We start from the raw sequence: 20,416 nt of genomic DNA, 5'->3' as shown, positions 1-20,416 counted from the left end.
AATGACAAATATTCAAAAACGTTTTTATAAAGGCCGCGTAGCATTAAATGTATTAGCGAACAATACCCGAAATGCGAAAGATATTTTTGAAGCAGCAGAAGGTTATGTAGTAGTGGGAGTGTTATCAAAAGACTACCCAACAGTAGAAGAAGCTGTTACAGCGATGAAAGCATACGGAAAAGAAATTGATGACGCTGTATCAATCGGACTAGGCGCAGGAGATAATCGCCAAGCGGCAGTTGTCGCTGAAATTGCGAAGCATTATCCTGGTAGTCATATTAACCAAGTGTTCCCTTCAGTTGGAGCGACACGTGCAAATCTTGGCGAAAAAGATAGCTGGATTAATAGTTTAGTATCGCCAACAGGAAAAGTAGGTTACGTAAATATTTCTACTGGCCCAATTAGCGCAGCTGGAGAAGAAAAAGCAATCGTTCCAATTAAAACAGCGATCGCACTTGTACGTGATATGGGCGGAAATTCATTGAAGTACTTCCCGATGAAAGGGCTAGCTCATGAAGAAGAATATCGTGCAGTTGCGAAAGCTTGTGCGGAAGAAGGATTCGCATTAGAGCCAACAGGCGGAATCGATAAAGAAAACTTCGAAACAATTGTACGTATTGCGCTTGAGGCAAATGTAGAGCAAGTTATCCCGCACGTGTACTCTTCTATTATTGATAAAGAAACTGGCAATACGAAAGTAGAAGATGTTCGTGAATTATTAGCAGTCGTGAAAAAGTTAGTTGATCAATATGCGTAAGAAAATTGCAGCATTTGGTGAAGTAATGATGCGCCTGCAAGTACCAGGATATGAATTGTTGTCGCAAGCTAACACATTAAATTACTCATTTTCTGGTACGGGTGTGAACGTTGCAGCAGCACTTTCTCATCTCGGTCATGAAGGCTTTCTTATTTCAACTTTACCGGAAAATTCTGTTGGGGATGCTGCAGTATCACATATTCAAAAGTTAGGCATTCAGGCACCGTTTATTTCAAGAAGCGGTAAATATGTCGGCATGTACTTTTTAGAAAATGGATTTGGCGCACGGGCAAGTCGCGTTACATATTCGAATCGATTAGAAAGTAGTTTCAATACGGCATGTGAAGACATGTATCAATTTGAAGAAATCGCAAAGGAAATTGATATCGTTCATTTTTGCGGAATTACACTTGCGATGAATGATACGGTGCGCCATCATATGAAATCTTTAGCGAAAGCAGTGAAAGAAAGCGGAGGCACTGTCGTCTTTGATTGCAACTATCGTCCATCTCTTTGGGGAGAAGATGGGTATGAGCAGGCGAAACCACATTATGAAGAAATGCTGGCTCTTGCTGATATCGTTATGATGAATGAAAAAGATGCAATGTTCGTTCTTGGAATGAAAACAGAGGAGACGGAGCGAGAAGCACAACTTATTGATCTTATTCCAAAGGTGGCTGAAACATATCATATCGCTACAATCGCTGGTACACATCGCTCTATTAATAGTGATAATACACACTCGCTTCGCGGATTTATATGTAAAGATGGTGCGTTCACTTTTGCAAAAACACTTACGTTTTCTGTATATGATAGAATAGGTGCTGGAGATGCTTATACGAGCGGGATTATTCATGGCGAGATAAAAGAGTTTGCACCAGAGAAAGCTGTTTCATTTGCGTCAGCAGCTGGAATGCTTGCACATACAATCGTCGGTGATACGCCAATGTCATCAGAGAAGGATATACTTCGGGCAATGACGGCATCAGTAGGTGATGTAGAAAGGTAGTGGGTGTAACGGTGAACGTAACGAGGAAAAAAGGACCATTATATTTACAAATAAAAAATATTATTCGTGATCGAATATTGCATGGTGTATATGCGATTCATACGAATATTCCTTCCGAACCGCAGTTAGAAGAAGAGTTCAAAGTGAGCAAAATTACAGTGCGTAATGCAATTAAAGAACTCGCTCAAGAAGGATATTTAGAAAAGAAAAGCGGTAAAGGAACGAAAGTTATCCGTAATACTTCTGCGACAAAGTTGTCAAAAGGTAAGAAATTTACAGAAGTGTTAGTGGAAGAAGGATATAAAGTACAAAAGAAATTGCTAAAAGCAGAAATCGTTCATAATGAAGAAGGAACGGTGCCATTTCGATTATTCGGCAAGGAGAGTTTTCGTATTGAACGTTTATATACGTTAAATGATGCACCTTACATTCATTATACGCACTATTTCTCAGCAGGAATGGCAAGTACAGATTTATCGGACTTTGACTTGCAATCGCTTTATGATTTAGTTGAAGACCGAGGCATTCACTTAGAAAACTTCAGAGATGAATTCGCTGTTGGACTCGCGCCTAGTTTCGTTTCAGAAGCGCTAGGTGAAAAAGAGGGGACAGCGTTATTAAAACGTATGCGCTATTCTTATGATGAAGTTGGCGAAGTAATTGAATATAGCGAAGGCTACTACAATACAGAAATGCAGCATTATGTAGTGAATTATGACGTATAAAAGAGGGGATGTTCCCTCTTTTTTTATAAAGTAAAACTTTAATTAGTGGAGGAGGGCATCACCCACTAATTATTAGCCCACACCAATCGGGATAAAAGTAAGGAGAATGAGAGATGGATATATACTTATTAATCGTCACATTACTTGCAATTGCGATTGTTATTTTAGGGGTATCATGGTGGAAATGGCATGCATTTATTAGTTTAACAGTGGCGAGTTTATTTTTAGCTATTATGTCTGGACTGAATTTGACGAAAATAGTGACTGCCTATGAAACTGGTGTTGGTAGTGTACTAGGGCATCTAGTTGGTATTTTAGCCCTCGGAACAATTTTAGGAAAAATGATGTCCGATTCAGGGGCGGGCATGCAAGTGGCAGACTTCTTTATTCGATTTTTCGGTGTGAAGAAACTACCTTGGGCTATGTTATTTGCAGGTTTTGTTATAGGGATTCCAGTGTTTTTTGAAGTGGGGATCGTCATATTATTACCACTTGTTATTTCGATTCGAAAAACGACGAAGCAAAATATATTATTAATTGCGTTACCTGTTATTGCTGGATTATCTATTGTGCACGGGCTTGTGCCACCACATCCAGGGGCGATGACAGCAATCGGTATTTATAACGCGAACTTAGGAAAGGTACTTTTATATTCATTACTTATCGCGTTACCAGCAGCCATTATCGCAGGACCGATATTTGCAAAGTGGGTACATAAAAGGGTTATACCCGAAAATGAACCAGAGCTTGTTCGAGTTACGACTGTATCAACAGATTTACCAAGTCGTAAAGTTTCATTTTTCATTATTTTATTACCAGTTGTATTGATGATTTTATCAGTAGTGGCACCATATATTTCATTACCGAAAAAGATAACTGAATTTTTAGTATTTATAGGAAGCCCAGTAATTGCTTTACTTATTTCATGTTTCGCAGCATTTTATTTACTTGGAATAAGACAAGGGATTAATAAAAAGATGATTAAAAAGTTAACGGATGAAAGTTTATTACCAGTCGGTTCCATTATTTTAATTATCGGTGCAGGCGGTGGGTTTAAACAAATATTAATTGAAAGCGGCGTTGGAACAGCGATTGCGCAAATGGCAGAACATATATCGTTATCACCGATCGTGTTAGCTTTCATGGTAGCTGGATTAATTCGAATCGCAACAGGTTCAGCAACAGTAGCATTAACGACGGCAGCAGGAATTGTTTCACCAGTTATTCAGCACATGTCAGGTGTAAATTTAGAATTGCTCGTTATAGCAACAGGTGCGGGATCATTAATGTTTTCTCACGTAAATGATGCAGGATTCTGGCTTGTAAAAGAGTATTTAGGATTAACGGTGAAGGAAACGTTTAAAACGTGGACGGTACTTGAGACATTGTTATCATTTATTGCATTTGGTTTTGCACTTTTATTAAATATGTTTATTTAGAAGATACCTTAATTGGTATCTTTTTTTGATGAAGCCCATTTCCGAAAACAAGCCCGTTTTTAAGAAAGCCAAGCTTCCTATTCGCCCTGAAAACATACTATAAATGGAATCCCCTCATTTAGAGCAAGGTGAACTTGTTATGAATGATACTAAAGGAGGAATAGAGTAATGAGCGAAAAGTGTGAACACAGACATGATGATTGTAACCGCAGACATGGGTGCGGAGGCGGTTTTGCGCTTCTAATCGTATTGTTTATTTTATTAATTATCATCGGTGCTAGCTGCTTCGGCGGAGGCGGCGGTTGTGGTTATGGTGGTTACGGCGGTTATGCTGGTGGCTACGGCGGATATTGCTGCTAATTATTAAAAACTATTGAAAATGGCCTTGTGCAATATGCACAAGGCCATTTTATTCATATTTTTATATGCTGTGATAATTTATTAATGTACAGAGAGCGGATTAAGAAGAAGAAAATAATCTCGATAATCCCGAAAAAGGTGAGTACGATACATGTCTCTTTTAGTAATGAGAAAGAAAACATGCTTTGTAAAAACTTAACCGCAAATAACGTGTGAACACCAGCAACGATGTAAGGAACGAAAAATAAAATTCCTAATTGAATGGTAGCAGAGCGAAACATTTCTGATTCAGTTAAGCCAAGCTTTGTAATCGTAATATACTTTTGTCTTTCAGTTGTTAAGTCATTATACATACGGAAGTATAGAACACTAGCCGCACCGATAAAGAAAATAAAGCCGAGAAATGCCCAAATAAAGAATTGAGCAACTGCATTTCCTTTACCGTAAATAAGTTCATCCGTAGCCGTATGTATGAAGAAAGGAACTTGAGCTTTCTCTTCAGTATGCTTTTCGTAGAACTCACGTGCATCACCACTAATAACACGTAACATATTTTTTGTTGGAACGATTGCATTTTCCCAGTTTTCTACGAAGTAGTTATAGATTACAGTTGTTTCAATATGAGGAATCATATTATCAAATACATAATCTTGTACGACAGCTAAATGAGGGAATGCAAATGATGGTTCGATTCCTTTATTAATAAACCCTTTAATATGAAATTCTTTTTTATTAGATCCAAGTGTAATCGTATTTTGCTTTGCAAATGGATTAGATACGAGATCGAGAAGTTCTGGTGAGTGGCGAGAAATAATATACACTTCTGTAGAATCAATTGTTATTTCCGATCTTTTCAATTGTTTAGCAATTGCGTTATAATCACTCATCTTCATAAGCATAATATCTTCTTTGGAAGCTGTATCTTTTAATACTGTAAACTTATATTTTTTGTAAAGAAAATTATTAGTTGTAAGCTCCGTTTCAATTGTAGAAATATGCTTTTGTTCAAGGGAATTGTCACCTTCTGATGTATACGTGAAGGGAACGGGATATCGCTCTAGTACTGATGCCTTCGTATTGTTATTAGCGGCGAATAATCCAATAATAATCGTAAATGCAAGTGCAGATAGCATAGAAACAATAAAGAGTACATTAATATTACTGCGTGTACGAGAAACTAAATCTGAAATCCATAACATATTTATTTGTTTCAAATAAAACTTTCTGCGCTTCTTTAAAATATAGATGAAAAGAAGGAATGTTTGTGAAAAGAATAAATATGTCCCGACTATTACGAGCGGTAAAATAGATAACATAATAAAAAAGACAGATCCATTTTGCACATTTTTTTCCGTTACGTAGCCTTGCGGATAACCAGCGATATAATAGCATAGCCCTAAACAAATTAAAGCGAATAAAGAGATGAGTATAGATGGTCTTTTTTCAGCTGGCATTTTCTTGTTCCCTTTAATGAGGTGGGCTGTTTTTCGAGTACGAATAAACATTGGTGTAAACGTAGAAACGATTAAAAATAAAATGATAAACGTTACGGTTGTAACGATAATCGCTTCTGTTGGCCAATATAAATAGAGACCTTTCGCACTTGTTAATTTCGAAGTGACTAATAAGAAAAAGTTAGAAAATACAAGTCCACCTTGAATGCCGATAAAGATAGACAATATCCCGATTATCATATTTTCAGTAAATAACAGTCTCTTTAATTGTCTCTGTGAGATACCGAGAATGGTGAGTATCCCGAATTGCTGCTTCCGTACATTTAAAAATGTTCCAATTGAATATAAGAGAAAGAAGAACGAGAACATAACGATCACAAGCTGTGCTGTACTAGCTAAGTTCATTAGAGGATCACGTTCTTGGAAACTTTGTACACTTTGTAACCGCGGGTGATACGCGTATACAGTAAATGAAAAGAAAACCATGATAGAAAACGCACTACTTACAAAGTAGGCGAAATATGCTTTCGAATTACGTGAGACATTTTTAAATGCGAATTGCCAAAATGTCATCCACGTCTTCCTCCTAATAATGCTAAAACATCTAATATTTCTTGATAAAATTTCTCGCGATATAATCCGCGGTGCAGTTCATTGTAAAGTTCGCCATCTTTAATAAAAATAACACGGTTACAATAACTTGCTGCAAACGGATCGTGCGTAACCATTAAAATCGTTGCATCTTCTTCTTTATTTAATTTCGTAAATAACTCCATTACGTCAATTGCCGCTTTTGAATCTAAGTTTCCTGTCGGTTCGTCGGCTAGTAGAAGTGAAGGATGATGAATAACAGCACGTGCTACTGCGGTACGCTGTGCTTGTCCTCCAGAAACTTCAAAAATACGTTTGTCCAAAATATGATCAATTCCAAGCTTTTTTGAAATGTTATCAAGCTTTTCATCCATTTCTTTTAATGGAACATTATCTAATGTTAAAGGTAGTACGATATTTTCACCGATTGTTAGTGTATCTAGTAAGTTAAAGTTTTGGAAAACAAATCCTAACTCTTGTCTTCGGAAAATAGCTAACTTCTCTCTACGAAATGTGTGCGGTTTTTTTCCGTTAATCACGACATCACCAGAAGTCGGAGAATCGATTGTAGAGATAACGTTTAAAAATGTAGATTTTCCGCTACCAGATGGTCCCATAATGGCAACGAATTCCCCTTTATCCACGTGTAAATTTATATTTTTTAAAGCAGTATGAGGGACTTTTCCCTCATATACTTTTGAGACGTTTTTTATGTGTAATACTTCTTCCATAGTAATCACCTTTCTACTTTTTAAAACTTAATGTGTTGTGATAATTTTTGCATATAAAAGGAACGAATTAAAAGGAAAAATAAAATTTCAACTGTTCCAAAAATCAACAGTACGACTGTAATTTCAGCGAAGAACGAGAGATGTAATATTTCTTGTAGCATCTTTGTCGCAAACATCGTATGGATTGATGCCATAATGTAAGGTACGAAGAAAAGAATCGCAAGCTGAATTGTCGCTGAACGTTTCATTTCAGTCTCAGTTAAGCCGATTTTCGTAATCGTTATATATTTTTCTTGCTCATTTGTTAAATCTGTATACATCCGGAAGTAAAGAACACTGCCAGCACCGATAAAGAAAATAACTCCTAGGAAAGTACCAATTAAGAAGAACGAAGCGACATTTAGTTTTGTCTTATATAGAGAATCGCTCGCTTCACTTGCATGGAAAGGTGGATGCTCTGCTTGAATTGCTGCATTATCGTTATGGATTTTTGTTATAAACGATGAACCGATATTATGTGCTTTTTCCCAATCTGTAACTTTGAAGTTATATACACTCATTTGTTTGGAAACGGTGGATAAGGCTTCTACATTTTCATCAGATAGTATGAGTAATTGGTATATTAAGCTGTTTGGGAATGGGCTATAACTTTTATATTCTTTCACTTGTAGTTGTAAATTGTTTTGAGTAAGTGTAAGAGTATTTTTCTGTTCTTTATTATGGAGCGTTCCAATAACTTGATCATCTAAGTCTTTCATAAGAATATAAGATTCATTCTTATTGACCGTGAGCGTTTCCCAATTTAAAGCCTTAGCAAGTACATTATAGTCACTTTGTTTAATGGCATAATAGAGCTGCGTGCTATCTTCAGCCGAAGATACTTCATATATATCCGTTTTAAATTTTGTATAAGTAAAGTGCTCTTCATTAAATTTCTGCTCTAACCAGTTTAAATGTTCATCAGCTAACGTATTTTCAGTATGCGATAAATAAGTAAACGGGAAAGGATTTTGTCTAATCGCATCAAACTTTGTAAATTTCCCGAATCCATATAAGAATGTAATCATTGTAAAAGCGAGCGTCGATAGCATCGCCACAATAAAGAGCATATTAATATTCGTCCGAATACGTGATGCTAGATCAGAAATCCAAAGCATATTAATTCGTTTCATATAAAACGTTCTTCGTGTTTTTAAAATACGAATAAGTAAAAAACTAATTTGTGAAAAGAAAAAGTATGTTCCAGCTGCAATAAGCGATGGGATGACAAATATACTAGAGACGGCATATAAAAGTCCAATTATGTCACCTAGCGACATAAAATACAGCGGATTTGCGGCTAACGCATATCCACATATTAAACAGATCGCACCAAATAGAGAGATGAGCACGGATGCTTTTCTTTCTTTTTGTTGTTTTCCTTCTTTTAAAAGACGTACGGCTTTTCTCGTGCGAATGAGCATCGGTGTAAAAGATGATACGAGAATGAAGAGCCCGAGAAAGATGATGATAGTTAAAACGATAGCACTTGTAGGCGGATATAAATATAAACCAGGTACGTGTGTAATTTTAGCGGTAACTAACAAAAAGAACTGTGAAAAGACAAGTCCAAGTTGAATGCCAAAAAATATAGAAAGAGCACCAATTAACATATTTTCTATAAATATGAGTCGCTTTAATTGTTTTTGAGATATGCCAAGTACTGTTAAAATCCCGAACTGTTTTTTTCGTACTTTTAAAAACGTCCCGATTGAATACAGTAAAAAGAAAAATGAAAAGAATACAATGACAACTTCTGAAATTGTCATTAATATGTTCAGAGAAAAATTCACGTCTGTCATATGCAATTTAGGATGAAATAAATAAACTGCAAATGAGAAAAAGATTGCGATGGAGAACGCACTGCTTACAAAATAGGCGAAATAAGCTCTGGCGTTTCTTGTGACGTTTTTAAATGCAAACTGCCAAAATGTCATTCACCTAAACCTCCTAATAGTGTGAAGATGAAAAGATTATGAGAGATACTCTTTTCATCAAGTTTGTTTTAAATATTTTGTCCACTCGTGTAATGTGATAGTTTTTGCATATAAAGTGAACGAATGAATAAGAAAAATACGATTTCAACGAATCCAAAAATAATAAGAACGGCTGAAACTTCTTTGAACAAAGACAGACCAATTACATCTTGTAGCATTTTTGTTGCGAACATTGTATGAATGGATGCCATAATGTACGGAACGAAAAATAAAATACTAAGTTGAATGGTTGCAGATCGTTTCATCTCTGTATCTGTTACACCGATTTTAGAAATCGTTATATATTTCTCTTGTTCGTTCGTCAAATCTGTATACATTCTAAAGTAAAGAACGCTACCAGCTCCAATGAAGAAAATAACTCCTAAAAATGTCCCGATTAGGAAGTACGCGGCACTGCCTGATGTTATTTTGTATAACGATCCCGCTGATTCAAAGGAGCGAATAAGTGGTCCTTCATACTGGTATTTATTTCGATCTTTTTGCACCTTTTCTATAAAATTATCAGCAATTTCATATGTCTGTTCCCAGTTTTGAATTTTGTAATTGTATGCTGATATATGCTTTACGGTGCTAGGTAAGTTATTTACGATAACATCAGGCAAAACTATCGTTTGATATGAAAAGCCAGATGGAATTGCATTTACATGCTCATAGCCTTTAACTCTTAATTTCGTATTTGTACTAGAGAGTGTAATGTAATCTCTATTGTAGCTTTGCTCAAATTCGTTGAATATGGTGATATAAGATGTCCCTGTTAACACATATGCTTCGTTATCATCCATAAATAGTTGTTTCATTCGTAAAGAATTCGCAAGTTTGTTATAGTCACTTTGCTTAATTGCGTATACGTCATTATAAATAGCTATATCTTTATCTTCTTTTAGTGGTGTTTCATATATATCAGCTTTTATTTTTTGATAAGGGAAATGCTCTTTTTGTAATTGTTGCTCAAGCCAATTTAAATGCTCTGTAACAAAAGGGTTCGCATCATAAGAGAAATAAGAAATTGGGAAAGGGGAAGTTCTATTCACCTCTAGCTTAATAAATTTCCCGAATCCATATAGGAACGTGATCATTGTGAAAGCAATTGTAGAGAGCATCGCTACAATAAAAAGCATATTAATATTCGTCCGAATACGGTTTGCTAAATCTGAAATCCAAAGCATATTAATCCGTTTCATATAAAATCTTCTTCTTTTCTTTAAAATATAAATCAGTAAGAAACTAATTTGAGAAAAGAAAAAATATGTTCCTATTGTAACTAGCATTGGGATAACGAAAATACTCGAAACCATATATATAACACCGATTTGCGGGCTTACTGATACGAAATATTTAGGATTTCCAGCTAACGTATAACCACCAAATAAACAAATCGCACCAAATAATGAAACAAGTATGGATGGTTTTCTTTCTTTTTGTTTTCCACCATTTGTTTTTAAAAGGTGTACCGCTTTTTTTGTACGAATAAGCATTGGTGTGAATGCAGATACAATGATAAAAAGACTAAGGAAAACAATGGTTGTTAAAATAAACGCGTTAGTAGGACCGTATAAATATATTCCTGGAACATGCGTAAGTTTGGCTGTTACTAATAAGAAAAATTGAGAAAAAACAACTCCAAACTGCATGCCGAAAAAGATAGATAAAATCCCGATTAACATATTCTCCATAAAAACAAGACGATGTAATTGTTTTCTCGATATTCCTAAAATGGTCAAAACACCAAATTGTTTTTTTCTAACTTTTAAAAAAGTACCAATGGAATATAGTAAAAAGAAGAAAGAGAAAAATACAATTACTACTTCTGAAAATATCATTAATCCTGAAATTTCAGAGGTCATGTCAAAGTTTTGTAATTTCGGATGGAATAAGTAAACAGCAAACGAAAAGAACACAGCAATGGAAAAGGAACTACTTACAAAGTAAGCAAAATAAGCTCTCGAGTTGCGCGTGACGTTTTTAAATGCAAATTGCCAAAATGTCATAGATTATACCTCCGGCTAGAAGATATAGAAGTAGTTGTATTGCAAAAAATGTATGAGAGTGAGTTCTCATACATTTTGCTTGCATATGTTACGATCATGCTTCGGTCACCTTCTCCGTATGTTCTGCTTGATTATTTGCAGCGTTGTGGAAGATGATTTTAATCGTCGTTCCTTTACCAACTTCAGAATCTAGTTTGACAGAGTGACCTAAATAATCACAAATTTTACTTACAATATAAAGTCCCATACCAGTAGATTCTCCGAATGCGCGACCGTTTTTCCCAGTGTAAAATGGTTCAAATACTCTTCGAATATCTTCTTGTGGAATACCAACACCTTCATCACGAACTTCTAAAATAATATCTTTTCCGTTTCGGTAAGCAGATAAGAAAACTTTCTTTCCGCGCTCACCAGAGTAACGAACAGCATTTGTCATTAACTGATAGATGATAAATTTTAGCCATTTCGCATCAGAAGCAACTTTTAAATCAGAATGGACTTCTAAAACAGGGAAGACACCATTACGAATGAATAGTTCTTTTAATCCGTTAATATTTTTTGTTACCGTATCTTTTAATGAAATCGTCTCAACATGGAAATCTTCATGGAAGTTATTTAGCCTTGCCATATATAAAGCCATATCGAGTCCTTGATTTAGTCGCTCTAATTCTTTTTTGAATTTCGGAATCAAATGCTCATCTTCCATTTCGAGCACCATAAGCTGCATAACGGAAACAGGTGTCTTCATTTGATGCACCCAGTGGTTAATGAATAATTGATGTTCTTGTTGTTTTACTTCATACGATTGTAGTTCTTTTTGGAAGAGACGGTATTGCGTGCGCACGAGTTCATTTACACCGTGAGGCATCGGAGCAGTTGCTCTTTCAATAAACGCATCTTCCATTTTCTCTGGTTGCTCGCTTAATCTATGGTACATTCTACGATTGCGAACGTAACGGTAAGCGAGGAAACAAATAAATAAATATAAACTTAAAACGACGAAATAAAATTTATTGTTTTGAAATCCATCTACTGCATCATAAAGAACGAAAATGATACCGAAGTTTAAAACGTACAGTAGGAAAAATGCAAAATGATCACGTAAAAATAGCTTCATGCTTATTCACTCCAAGTTGCGTTAAAGCGATATCCAAGTCCACGTACTGTTTCAATAGAGTTCTCAATACCAAGCTCATTAAACTTTTTACGAAGACGCGTAATGTTTACGTTTAATGTATTTTCTTCAACGAAGCTTTCGTCATCCCAAAGCGCAGCTAATAAATCTTCACGGCTTGCTGTACGAGGGAATTTAGATAATAACATTTCAGCTAAAATAGCTTCTTTTTTCGTTAAAAGAACTTGTTCAGATCCGAAGTGAATTTCAGGACGTTCTGGGAATAGTTTTAAACCTTCTACTTCAACGATACGTTCAGAAATATTTGGTGCATAATCACCGTAAATACGGCGTAATTGTCCTTTAATTTTTGCCATTACAACGTCGTAGTGGAATGGTTTTGTAATGTAATCATCCGCACCGCTTTCAATTGCCATAATTTGTTCCATCTCACCAGCACGCGCTGAAATGAAAATAATTGGACAAGTAGATTCATGACGAATTTGACGGCACCAATAGAAACCATCGAATTTCGGTAAGTTTACATCAAGTAAAACAAGATGTGGTTTCACAGCGTTAAACGATTCCATAATATCATCGAAATTCTCTGCAACAACAGCTTCATAACCGTACTTCTGAATGTGAGATTGCAGTAATGATGAAATATTTGGATCGTCTTCAACGATTAAAATTTTATACATATGTATATTCCTCCTCAGAAAAACAATTGTAGCTATAGTGTATCATGTGTTTCAAGTCTTTTCATTATGTTGAAAGATAAGCTAGTAAACAGTATAGGTTAAAAGTGAGAAAAGTAAAAAGGGCACTGGATACAATTGACAAATAACAGTAATCGGTTTAACATTTAGATAAATATCTAAATGTCTAATTATCGAAAGGAAGAAAGACATTGAATCAAGCATTCAAAGCATTAGCAGATCCAACAAGGCGAAAAATTTTAGACTTATTAAAAGAAGGTGATTTAACCGCTGGTGAAATCGCTGAACATTTCAATATGACAAAACCAAGTATTTCACACCACTTAAGCGCACTTAAAAATGCTGAACTTATTCAAGATGAAAAGAAAGGGCAATTTGTTGTGTACTCTTTAAACACAACTGTCTTTCAAGATTTATTAACTTGGGTGTTTACATTTACGAATAAGGGGGAAGAGGGGAAATGAAAAAACATCTTTTTGCAATCTTATTAATTGTTATAACTTGTTTAGCTTGGGCGTTTGCTTGGCCACATTTGCCGGATACAATTGCAACGCATTGGAGCGGCGGTAAGGTAGATGGATATTCTTCTAAATTTTACGGAATGATTTCTATGGTCGGAATTATGATTGCATTATATATATTTCTAAATGTGATACCAAAGATTGATCCAAGAAAAGCAAATTACGAGAAATTTTCTAAAGCCTTTATGATGATGAATAATGGTGTACTATTGCTACTATTTGTAGGAAATATAGATATTATTACAAGTGGATTAGGATATAACTTATTCATTAATCGGGTGCCTGAATTATTAGTTGGTGTTTTATTTTTAGTAATGGGTAATTATTTACCACAGTGTAAGCCAAACTTTTTTGTTGGGATGCGTAATCCATGGACGTTAAGTAATGAAGAAGTATGGCGGAAAACACATCGGTTTAGCGGAAAAGTATTTGTGGCGTTAGGAATTATTATGATTATAAGTGTTTTCGCTCCGGCTGATTGGAGAACTTATATGATGCTTGGGATTATAGTAGTTGCTGTCATTATAACGAATTTATATTCTTACGTTTTGTATAAAAAAGAAATACAAATGTGAGCTATATTAGTCAAATTTTATATTTATAGTTTCTATGTGTTAAGAGATTTTAATACTCAGTGGGAATAATGAAAAGCTCACTGAGTAAATTTTTCGTTTTAAGGTCTGAAAATTCAATCGAAAAGGTGATTTGGGGGGATTTACATGTTAGAAATTATAAATTTTAGCAAGACATATAAAGACGGTAAGAAAGCAGTTGATCATTTGAATATTACTGTTAAAGCAGGGGATATCTTTGGATTTATTGGACATAACGGTGCGGGGAAAAGTACAACAATTAAGTCGTTAGTAGGAGTTATAGATTTTGAAGAGGGTGAAATTTTTGTTGATGGACATTCAGTAAAAAAGGATCCGATTGCATGTAAGAGAGTAATGGCGTATATTCCTGATAATCCAGATTTATATGAGCAATTAACAGGAATTCAATATTTGAACTTTGTTGCGGATGTGTTTAAAGTGCCTGCGAGGGATCGGGAAGAACAGATACAGAAGTATGGGGATGCTTTTGAGATTACACCGTACTTAGGGGACTTAATATCTTCTTATTCACACGGTATGAAACAAAAAGTAGCGATTATATCGGCGGTTTTACATAAACCGAAATTATTAGTTTTAGATGAACCTTTCGTTGGTCTTGATCCAAAGGCAGCCGTAGTATTGAAAGGTATTATGAAAGAGCTTTGTGAAAAAGGAAGTGCGATTTTCTTTTCTACACACGTTTTAGATGTAGCTGAGAAGTTATGTAATAAAGTAGCAATGATTAATAGAGGGAAATTAGCACTTTCAGGAGAAGTAAATTCTTTAATAAAGGAAGGCTCATTGGAAGAGCTCTTTATGAAGGAGCTTGCTAATGAATACTAATAGTTTAGGTCTTTTGAAAATTCGGTTGATAACGCAGCTCGGTTTAAACACCTTTAAATACGAAAAAGATAAGAGAAAGAAGCAGAATAAGATTTTGCTGACAGTATCTATTGCTCTAGTTGGTGTCATGTTAATGTTATATTGCGGAGCTTCGGCATATGGATTGATAAAAATAGGAATTAGTGAAATTATTCCCGTCTATGCACTAGTTATTAGCAGTGTATTAACGTTGTTTTTCACTATATTTAAGGCAAATGGAGAAATTTTTGCTTTTAAGGATTACGACTTTTTAATGTCATTGCCGATTCGCGTAAGTACTGTTATTGCAAGTAGGTTTTTGTATTTATACTTGCTGAATACAATCTTTTCAATCATAATCATGCTACCAATGGGAGTTGTGTATTGCATACATGAAAATCCATCAGTTTCTTTTTACTTTATGTGGTTCATCAGTATGTTTATAGCATCTTTAATCCCAACAACAATCGCAGCAATCTTTGGAGCTTCGATTACGGCAATCGCTTCTAAATTTAAAAATACGAATAAAATAACTACGATTTTAAGTTTTATAGTAATTATTACATTCGGTTCCTTTATGCTAAAAAACGGAAATGCTCAATATAGCCTTAATGATATGAACGGAATTGGTGCAATTGTTTCGGAGCAATTAACTAAAGTGTATCCATTAGCTAACATGTTTCAAAAAGCAATTGTTAATGCTGATATGGTAGCTTTCATCTTATTCGTGGGGATATCAGTGATTTGGTATTATCTTTTTGTAAAAATACTTTCGTTAAAATATAAGCAAATAAACACAGGGATCACCACTTATCATATGCTTTCAAATTATGAGATTAATAGCATGAAAAAAGAGAGTGTATTGGTCGCATTGTATAAAAAAGAGCTGAAACGTTTCTTCTCTTCTACAGTGTATGTCATAAATAGTGGAATGGGAGTCGTGATGGCGCTAGCTTTCTCGCTAGCTATAGTTGTAGTAGGACCAAGCCAATTAATAGCGTATCCTGGAATTGAGCCCCTGTTGCAAAAGATTGCTCCATTTGCTATTGCAGCAGCGATTTCGATGACATGTACAACATGTGTGTCATTGTCTTTAGAAGGAAAAAATGTATGGATTATTAAATCATTGCCTATAGCGCCAAAGATGATTTATGATAGTAAAATTCTTATGAATCTTTCATTGAGTATACCTGCATCACTTATTAGTGCTGTATTACTGATAATCGGGTTAAAGCTAGATGTTTGGAGCTCTCTTTTCATCGTAATAACACCGATAACATATTCATTATTTTCAGCAGTATGGGGGATTTTCATTAATAATCGATTTGGTTATTATGATTGGGTATCAGAAACTCAAGTAGTAAAACAAAGTATAGGATCGTTTGTTGGTATGTTTGGTGGCTTAATTGTGGCGGTTATACCTGCCTTGTTAATTGGTACTGCTACTATCTCGAACTACAGAGTATTTACTTTTGCAGTTATTATAGTGCTTACGATTATTACTATTTTCTTGTATAAGAACGAGTCGAGAAGAAGTATAAAATAAAGGAGCTGCTTTTCCTTTAAAAAGGAAGAGTAGCTTCTTTATTTTGAAAAGGTTAGACTCTTATATTACTTTTTTAAAACAGGTACCCATATTTCGCTTCTGAAATTCGGAGAGGATACGTCTTTGCTTTCATTCCACAATATCTCCGGTCCTTCCGCTAGTTCATAGTTCGAAGAAGGGAACCATTCAGAATAAATACGTCCCCATACATTTTGTAGTGCATCAGGAAATGGACCGACAGCTTCGAATATAGCCCATGTTGAAGCAGCAACTTCAAGCTGTTTAAACTCCTCTGGACAATCCTTTGTTGTGGCTACTCCAATATAGTGATCGAGTTCGCCTTTTTCCTCCATTCTTCCTTCAGAAAAATTAGTAGAAGCACTAATAATTCCAGTAGGTTCAATGTTTGAAAGGGACTTTAATGTTTGAATAGACTCTGGGTTTAAACTTTTCCACATAGAAGCAATTTCTTCATTTACACCGTTAAAAACAATTGGTACTCGTTTTGTAATACCTATAATTCGAAATGGCTCTTTTTCTTCAATTCGATAGTTCATTTCATTTCCTCCTTGAATGGATAACTGGAAGGTCATTGGTGAATAAGCTTTCAAAGAACGGCTACTATTTCGGGCTTCAGAAGGTGTTATACCGTGCAAGTTTTGAAATGCACGAGCGAATGAATCTGGTGAGTTGTAGCCATATTTTATAGCGACATCAATGACTTTTGCATTGCTATTTTTTAGTTCAAAGGCAGCAAGAGTAAGACGTCTACAGCGAATATAATCAGATAGTGATATACCTGCTAAAAACGAAAACATTCTTTTAAAGTGATACTCAGAACAGAGAGCTAGCCTCGCAACTTCTTTAAAATCAATTTCATTCGTAAGGTTATCTTCAATATAGCGCATTGCAGTATTCATATTTTTAAGTGAATCCATATTATGACCTCCTCTGTACATAGAATAGCAGGAACGAAATAGCTCCATCCGACATTTCGTGCACAACTTTGTAGGGGACATTTTTAACCTTACAAAATTGTAATGTTCCTGTAAGGAGAATGAATGGATGGTATGATATCCCAATGTTATAGTAACAAAGTACTTTTGTTCAGTAGGTTAAATTTTTATATCTTTACTTATGCGTCTTACATAACTGTCATGTTTGTGTAAGAAACATCGATAGTGGCAAGAGTAGAGAGTGTATATAGTTGAAAATAGAGAATAGAAGAAATGAGGGATGTCGAGATGAAAACAGTGTTAGAAGCAAAAAATATTGAAAAAGTGTACGACACGGGTGGGAATAAATTTGCAGCGTTAAAAGGTATTAACTTACAAGTAAAAGAAGGTGAGTTCGTTGGAATTATGGGACCTTCTGGTTCTGGTAAGACGACTTTACTAAATGTTCTTTCTACAATTGATAATGCGACGAACGGTGAAATTTTAATTGATGGAAAAGATATTGTAAAGATGAATGATGATAAGTTAGCGTTATTCCGCCGTGATCATTTAGGTTTCATTTTCCAAGATTATAACTTATTAGATACGTTAACGGTGAAAGAGAATATCGCTTTACCACTTGCGTTATCAAAGGTGAAAGCGAGTGAGATTGATCGCCGCGTTCTTGAAATCTCAAAGAAATTCGGTATTGATCATATTTTAAGTCAGTTCCCATATCAAGTATCTGGTGGGCAGAAGCAGCGCTGTGCAGCATCGCGTGCAATTGTTACGAATCCAAGTATGATTTTCGGAGACGAGCCAACTGGAGCACTTGATTCTAAATCTGCAACAGATTTACTTGAAAGTATGAAGTCGTTAAATGAATATGATAACTCAACAATTTTAATGGTAACGCACGATGCATTTGCAGCAAGTTATTGTAAACGAGTTATTTTCATTAAAGATGGTGAACTCTATAAAGAATTACACCGCGGTGAATCGACGCGTAAACAGTTCTTCCAAAAAATTGTTGACGTAATGTCTTCTATTTCTGGAGGTATGGCTGATGACCTTATCTAGCATTGCCCTCCGCAACATACAGCGGAACTTTAAAGACTACTTTGTATATTTTGCATCTATGATTTTTAGTATCGTTATTTATTTTACATTTAAAGCACTGCAATATAATTCACAAATGGAAAAAGCAGCAGAAGCTTCTAAAAAGATTAGCGGTGCGTTTCAAGTTTCCAGTGTGATGCTTATCATTTTCGTAGCAGTGTTTATTATATATTCGAACGGATTCTTTACACGTAAACGTAAAAAAGAAGTTGGATTATATTCTTTACTAGGTATTCGGAAAAGACAAATTGGTAAAATGCTCTTTTATGAAAATATGTTAATGGGATTAATGTCATTAGTAATTGGGATTGCGATCGGTAGTGTCCTTTCAAAATTATTCCTTGAGTTATTAGTAAATATGATGGGATTAAATTTAAACGTTCATTTTGAAGTACCGGTGGCTGCCATTATTGATACAGCAATTATTTTCTTTGTGATTATTTTATATACATCACTTCAAGGATATCGTTTAATTTATCGCTTTAAGTTAATTGAACTTTTCCGTGCAGAACGTGAAGGAGAAGCAATGCCAAAAGGATCTGTCATCATGGCATTAATTTCAGTTTTCTTAATCGGTTCAGGTTATTTTTTAGCATTAATGTACATGAAAGCAGTTATGTATGCAGACTTTATGGTCGTTGCATTATATATTTTATTAGCGACAGTAGCAGGGACTTATTTACTGTTCATGTTCTTCACAGTATTTGTATTGAAACGTGCAAGAAATAATAAGTCAGCATTTTATAATGGTATGAATATGGTAACGACATCGCAGTTACTATATCGTATTAAAGGAAATGCGAAATCACTGGCGACAATCGCTATTTTAAGTGCAGTTACATTAACAGCGGTTGGTACGTCAGTTACGATGTATTACAACACATTTACGCAATCAAAAGTTGCTGCGCCGTATAGTTATTCCTATGAGAAAAAAGATGCAGCATTAGATAAAAAAGTAAATGAAATACTTGCTGGAGAGAAGAATAATCACCCAGTCACATATGAATCAGAAGTTGAAATGATTCCTGTGAAGGGAACATTTAAAGGTGAAAGAGCTGATCAAGTTCTGAACACACACTATAATGTTACGAATCAGTACCAGCTTATTTCTCAATCAAGCTTTAATACACTTGTGAAACATTTAGATGTAGAACCTGTAAATTTAAGTGCGAATGAAGCTTTCGTATATGATAGCTTATATATTGAGAAACTTGATTTTGGTCCTCTTTATACAGGAAATACAGCTGTATTCCCTGTTGGAAACGAGTCAAAAGAATTAAAAATTAAAGGTGTAAATAATAGAAGCCTTACAAATTTAAATGAACTATTTGTAATCGTTCCTGATAAAACATATGAGCAAGTGAAACAAGTAAACGAAACGCGTACTGTAAAAAATATTGATGTAAAAGGTGAGCGAAATAGTAAAGAGTTAACAGCAAAATTAGCAAGCATTATGCCAGCTGGAGAATCAGAAGTTTTAAAACCATTTAACGATTTCTATACAGGATTCCAAATGGGGCTTGAAACAACAGGCTTAATGATGTTTATTGGGTTATTCTTAGGATTAGTATTCCTATTAGCAACAGGCTCAATCATTTACTTTAAACAATTAACAGAAGCAAGTGCTGACCGTGATCGCTACGTTGTTCTTCATAAAATTGGTGTAACGAAGCAAGAGATGAAGAGAGCTATCGCAAAACAAGTGAGCTTTATCTTTGCTATTCCATTAATTATTGGTATTTTACACAGTTTATTTGCACTAAAAGGTTTGTCAAATATATTACCATTTGAAATTATGATTCCGCTTCTCATTAGTATTGGAGTATACGGCGCGATTTATATTGGATATTACTTCTTAACGGTTCGTTCTTATTATAAGATCGTGAGTGCGAAGTAATAAGGGACAGCTATCGCTAGA

The 20,416-nt window shown here is 35.0% G+C and carries 18 protein-coding genes; 11 read left to right on the top strand and 7 right to left on the bottom strand.

What is annotated here, in order from left to right:
* Position 1 precedes the first annotated feature (1 nt).
* The 5 genes from dagF to NST86_RS24785 all read left to right on the top strand — a co-directional run bounded on the left by dagF (position 2) and on the right by NST86_RS24785 (position 4,290).
* Entirely contained in the window at positions 2-757 is a 756-nt protein-coding gene (gene dagF, locus NST86_RS24805) for a 2-dehydro-3-deoxy-phosphogluconate aldolase (protein ID WP_000181937.1), read from the top strand.
* Positions 750-1,766: a sugar kinase gene (locus NST86_RS24800; protein WP_061664541.1), complete on the top strand. Its 1,017-nt coding sequence runs from the start codon at positions 750-752 to the stop codon at positions 1,764-1,766. Before dagF ends, NST86_RS24800 begins: the two co-directional genes overlap by 8 nt.
* Positions 1,766-2,491, top strand: coding sequence for a GntR family transcriptional regulator (locus NST86_RS24795; protein ID WP_000539263.1), 726 nt, complete (start codon positions 1,766-1,768; stop codon positions 2,489-2,491). The genes NST86_RS24800 and NST86_RS24795 overlap by 1 nt, the downstream gene beginning before the upstream one ends.
* Before the next feature lie 113 nt (positions 2,492-2,604).
* Positions 2,605-3,930 (top strand): gluconate permease GntP, encoded by a 1,326-nt coding sequence (gene gntP / locus NST86_RS24790; RefSeq protein WP_061664543.1) that lies wholly within the window; start codon positions 2,605-2,607, stop codon positions 3,928-3,930.
* A 168-nt stretch (positions 3,931-4,098) separates the two neighbouring features.
* Positions 4,099-4,290 (top strand): YjcZ family sporulation protein, encoded by a 192-nt coding sequence (locus NST86_RS24785; RefSeq protein ID WP_001290392.1) that lies wholly within the window; start codon positions 4,099-4,101, stop codon positions 4,288-4,290.
* A 53-nt stretch (positions 4,291-4,343) separates the two neighbouring features.
* Here the strand turns inward: NST86_RS24785 and NST86_RS24780 are convergent, their stop codons facing one another.
* The 6 genes from NST86_RS24780 to NST86_RS24755 all read right to left on the bottom strand — a co-directional run bounded on the left by NST86_RS24780 (position 4,344) and on the right by NST86_RS24755 (position 12,905).
* Positions 4,344-6,317 (bottom strand): FtsX-like permease family protein, encoded by a 1,974-nt coding sequence (locus tag NST86_RS24780; protein WP_061664545.1) that lies wholly within the window; start codon positions 6,315-6,317, stop codon positions 4,344-4,346.
* Positions 6,314-7,066 carry an ABC transporter ATP-binding protein gene (locus NST86_RS24775; RefSeq protein WP_000393250.1) on the bottom strand — a complete coding sequence of 251 codons (753 nt, stop codon included), beginning with the start codon at positions 7,064-7,066 and terminating at the stop codon, positions 6,314-6,316. The genes NST86_RS24780 and NST86_RS24775 overlap by 4 nt, the downstream gene beginning before the upstream one ends.
* Before the next feature lie 20 nt (positions 7,067-7,086).
* Entirely contained in the window at positions 7,087-9,042 is a 1,956-nt protein-coding gene (locus tag NST86_RS24770; RefSeq protein ID WP_000144972.1) for an ABC transporter permease, read from the bottom strand.
* A gap of 68 nt (positions 9,043-9,110) precedes the next feature.
* Positions 9,111-11,090, bottom strand: a complete 1,980-nt coding sequence (locus NST86_RS24765) for an ABC transporter permease (RefSeq protein ID WP_061664547.1) — start codon at positions 11,088-11,090, stop codon at positions 9,111-9,113.
* Between the two features lie 94 nt (positions 11,091-11,184).
* On the bottom strand, positions 11,185-12,207 hold the full coding sequence (locus NST86_RS24760) for a sensor histidine kinase (RefSeq protein WP_000765341.1): 1,023 nt from the start codon (positions 12,205-12,207) through the stop codon (positions 11,185-11,187).
* Positions 12,208-12,209: 2 nt separating this feature from the next.
* Positions 12,210-12,905: a response regulator transcription factor gene (locus NST86_RS24755; RefSeq protein ID WP_000276738.1), complete on the bottom strand. Its 696-nt coding sequence runs from the start codon at positions 12,903-12,905 to the stop codon at positions 12,210-12,212.
* A gap of 209 nt (positions 12,906-13,114) precedes the next feature.
* On the opposite strand from NST86_RS24755, the gene NST86_RS24750 reads away from it, so the two are divergent.
* From NST86_RS24750 to NST86_RS24735, 4 genes are all read left to right on the top strand, one after another.
* Entirely contained in the window at positions 13,115-13,387 is a 273-nt protein-coding gene (locus NST86_RS24750) for an autorepressor SdpR family transcription factor (RefSeq protein WP_001070531.1), read from the top strand.
* Positions 13,384-14,019, top strand: coding sequence for an SdpI family protein (locus NST86_RS24745; protein ID WP_000716347.1), 636 nt, complete (start codon positions 13,384-13,386; stop codon positions 14,017-14,019). The genes NST86_RS24750 and NST86_RS24745 overlap by 4 nt, the downstream gene beginning before the upstream one ends.
* A gap of 144 nt (positions 14,020-14,163) precedes the next feature.
* Entirely contained in the window at positions 14,164-14,880 is a 717-nt protein-coding gene (locus tag NST86_RS24740; RefSeq protein WP_000889756.1) for an ABC transporter ATP-binding protein, read from the top strand.
* The gene (locus tag NST86_RS24735; RefSeq protein ID WP_001095689.1) at positions 14,870-16,444 is read left to right on the top strand and encodes a hypothetical protein; all 1,575 of its coding nucleotides are present in this window, start codon (positions 14,870-14,872) and stop codon (positions 16,442-16,444) included. Before NST86_RS24740 ends, NST86_RS24735 begins: the two co-directional genes overlap by 11 nt.
* A 65-nt stretch (positions 16,445-16,509) precedes the next feature.
* Here the strand turns inward: NST86_RS24735 and NST86_RS24730 are convergent, their stop codons facing one another.
* A complete protein-coding gene (locus NST86_RS24730; protein WP_025966501.1) occupies positions 16,510-17,382 on the bottom strand; it encodes an AraC family transcriptional regulator in 873 nt (290 codons plus the stop codon).
* A 306-nt stretch (positions 17,383-17,688) separates the two neighbouring features.
* Here NST86_RS24730 and NST86_RS24725 point away from each other — a divergent pair, with 306 nt between their 5' ends.
* Both NST86_RS24725 and NST86_RS24720 read left to right on the top strand, forming a co-directional pair.
* Positions 17,689-18,459, top strand: coding sequence for an ABC transporter ATP-binding protein (locus NST86_RS24725; RefSeq protein WP_000859655.1), 771 nt, complete (start codon positions 17,689-17,691; stop codon positions 18,457-18,459).
* Positions 18,446-20,395 carry an ABC transporter permease gene (locus NST86_RS24720; protein ID WP_044796400.1) on the top strand — a complete coding sequence of 650 codons (1,950 nt, stop codon included), beginning with the start codon at positions 18,446-18,448 and terminating at the stop codon, positions 20,393-20,395. Before NST86_RS24725 ends, NST86_RS24720 begins: the two co-directional genes overlap by 14 nt.
* Positions 20,396-20,416 lie beyond the last annotated feature (21 nt).

Source organism: Bacillus sp. FSL L8-0199 (assembly GCF_038005705.1).
In the GTDB taxonomy this organism is placed as follows: domain Bacteria; phylum Bacillota; class Bacilli; order Bacillales; family Bacillaceae_G; genus Bacillus_A; species Bacillus_A cereus.
This window is presented reverse-complemented; position numbering and strand designations above follow the sequence as displayed.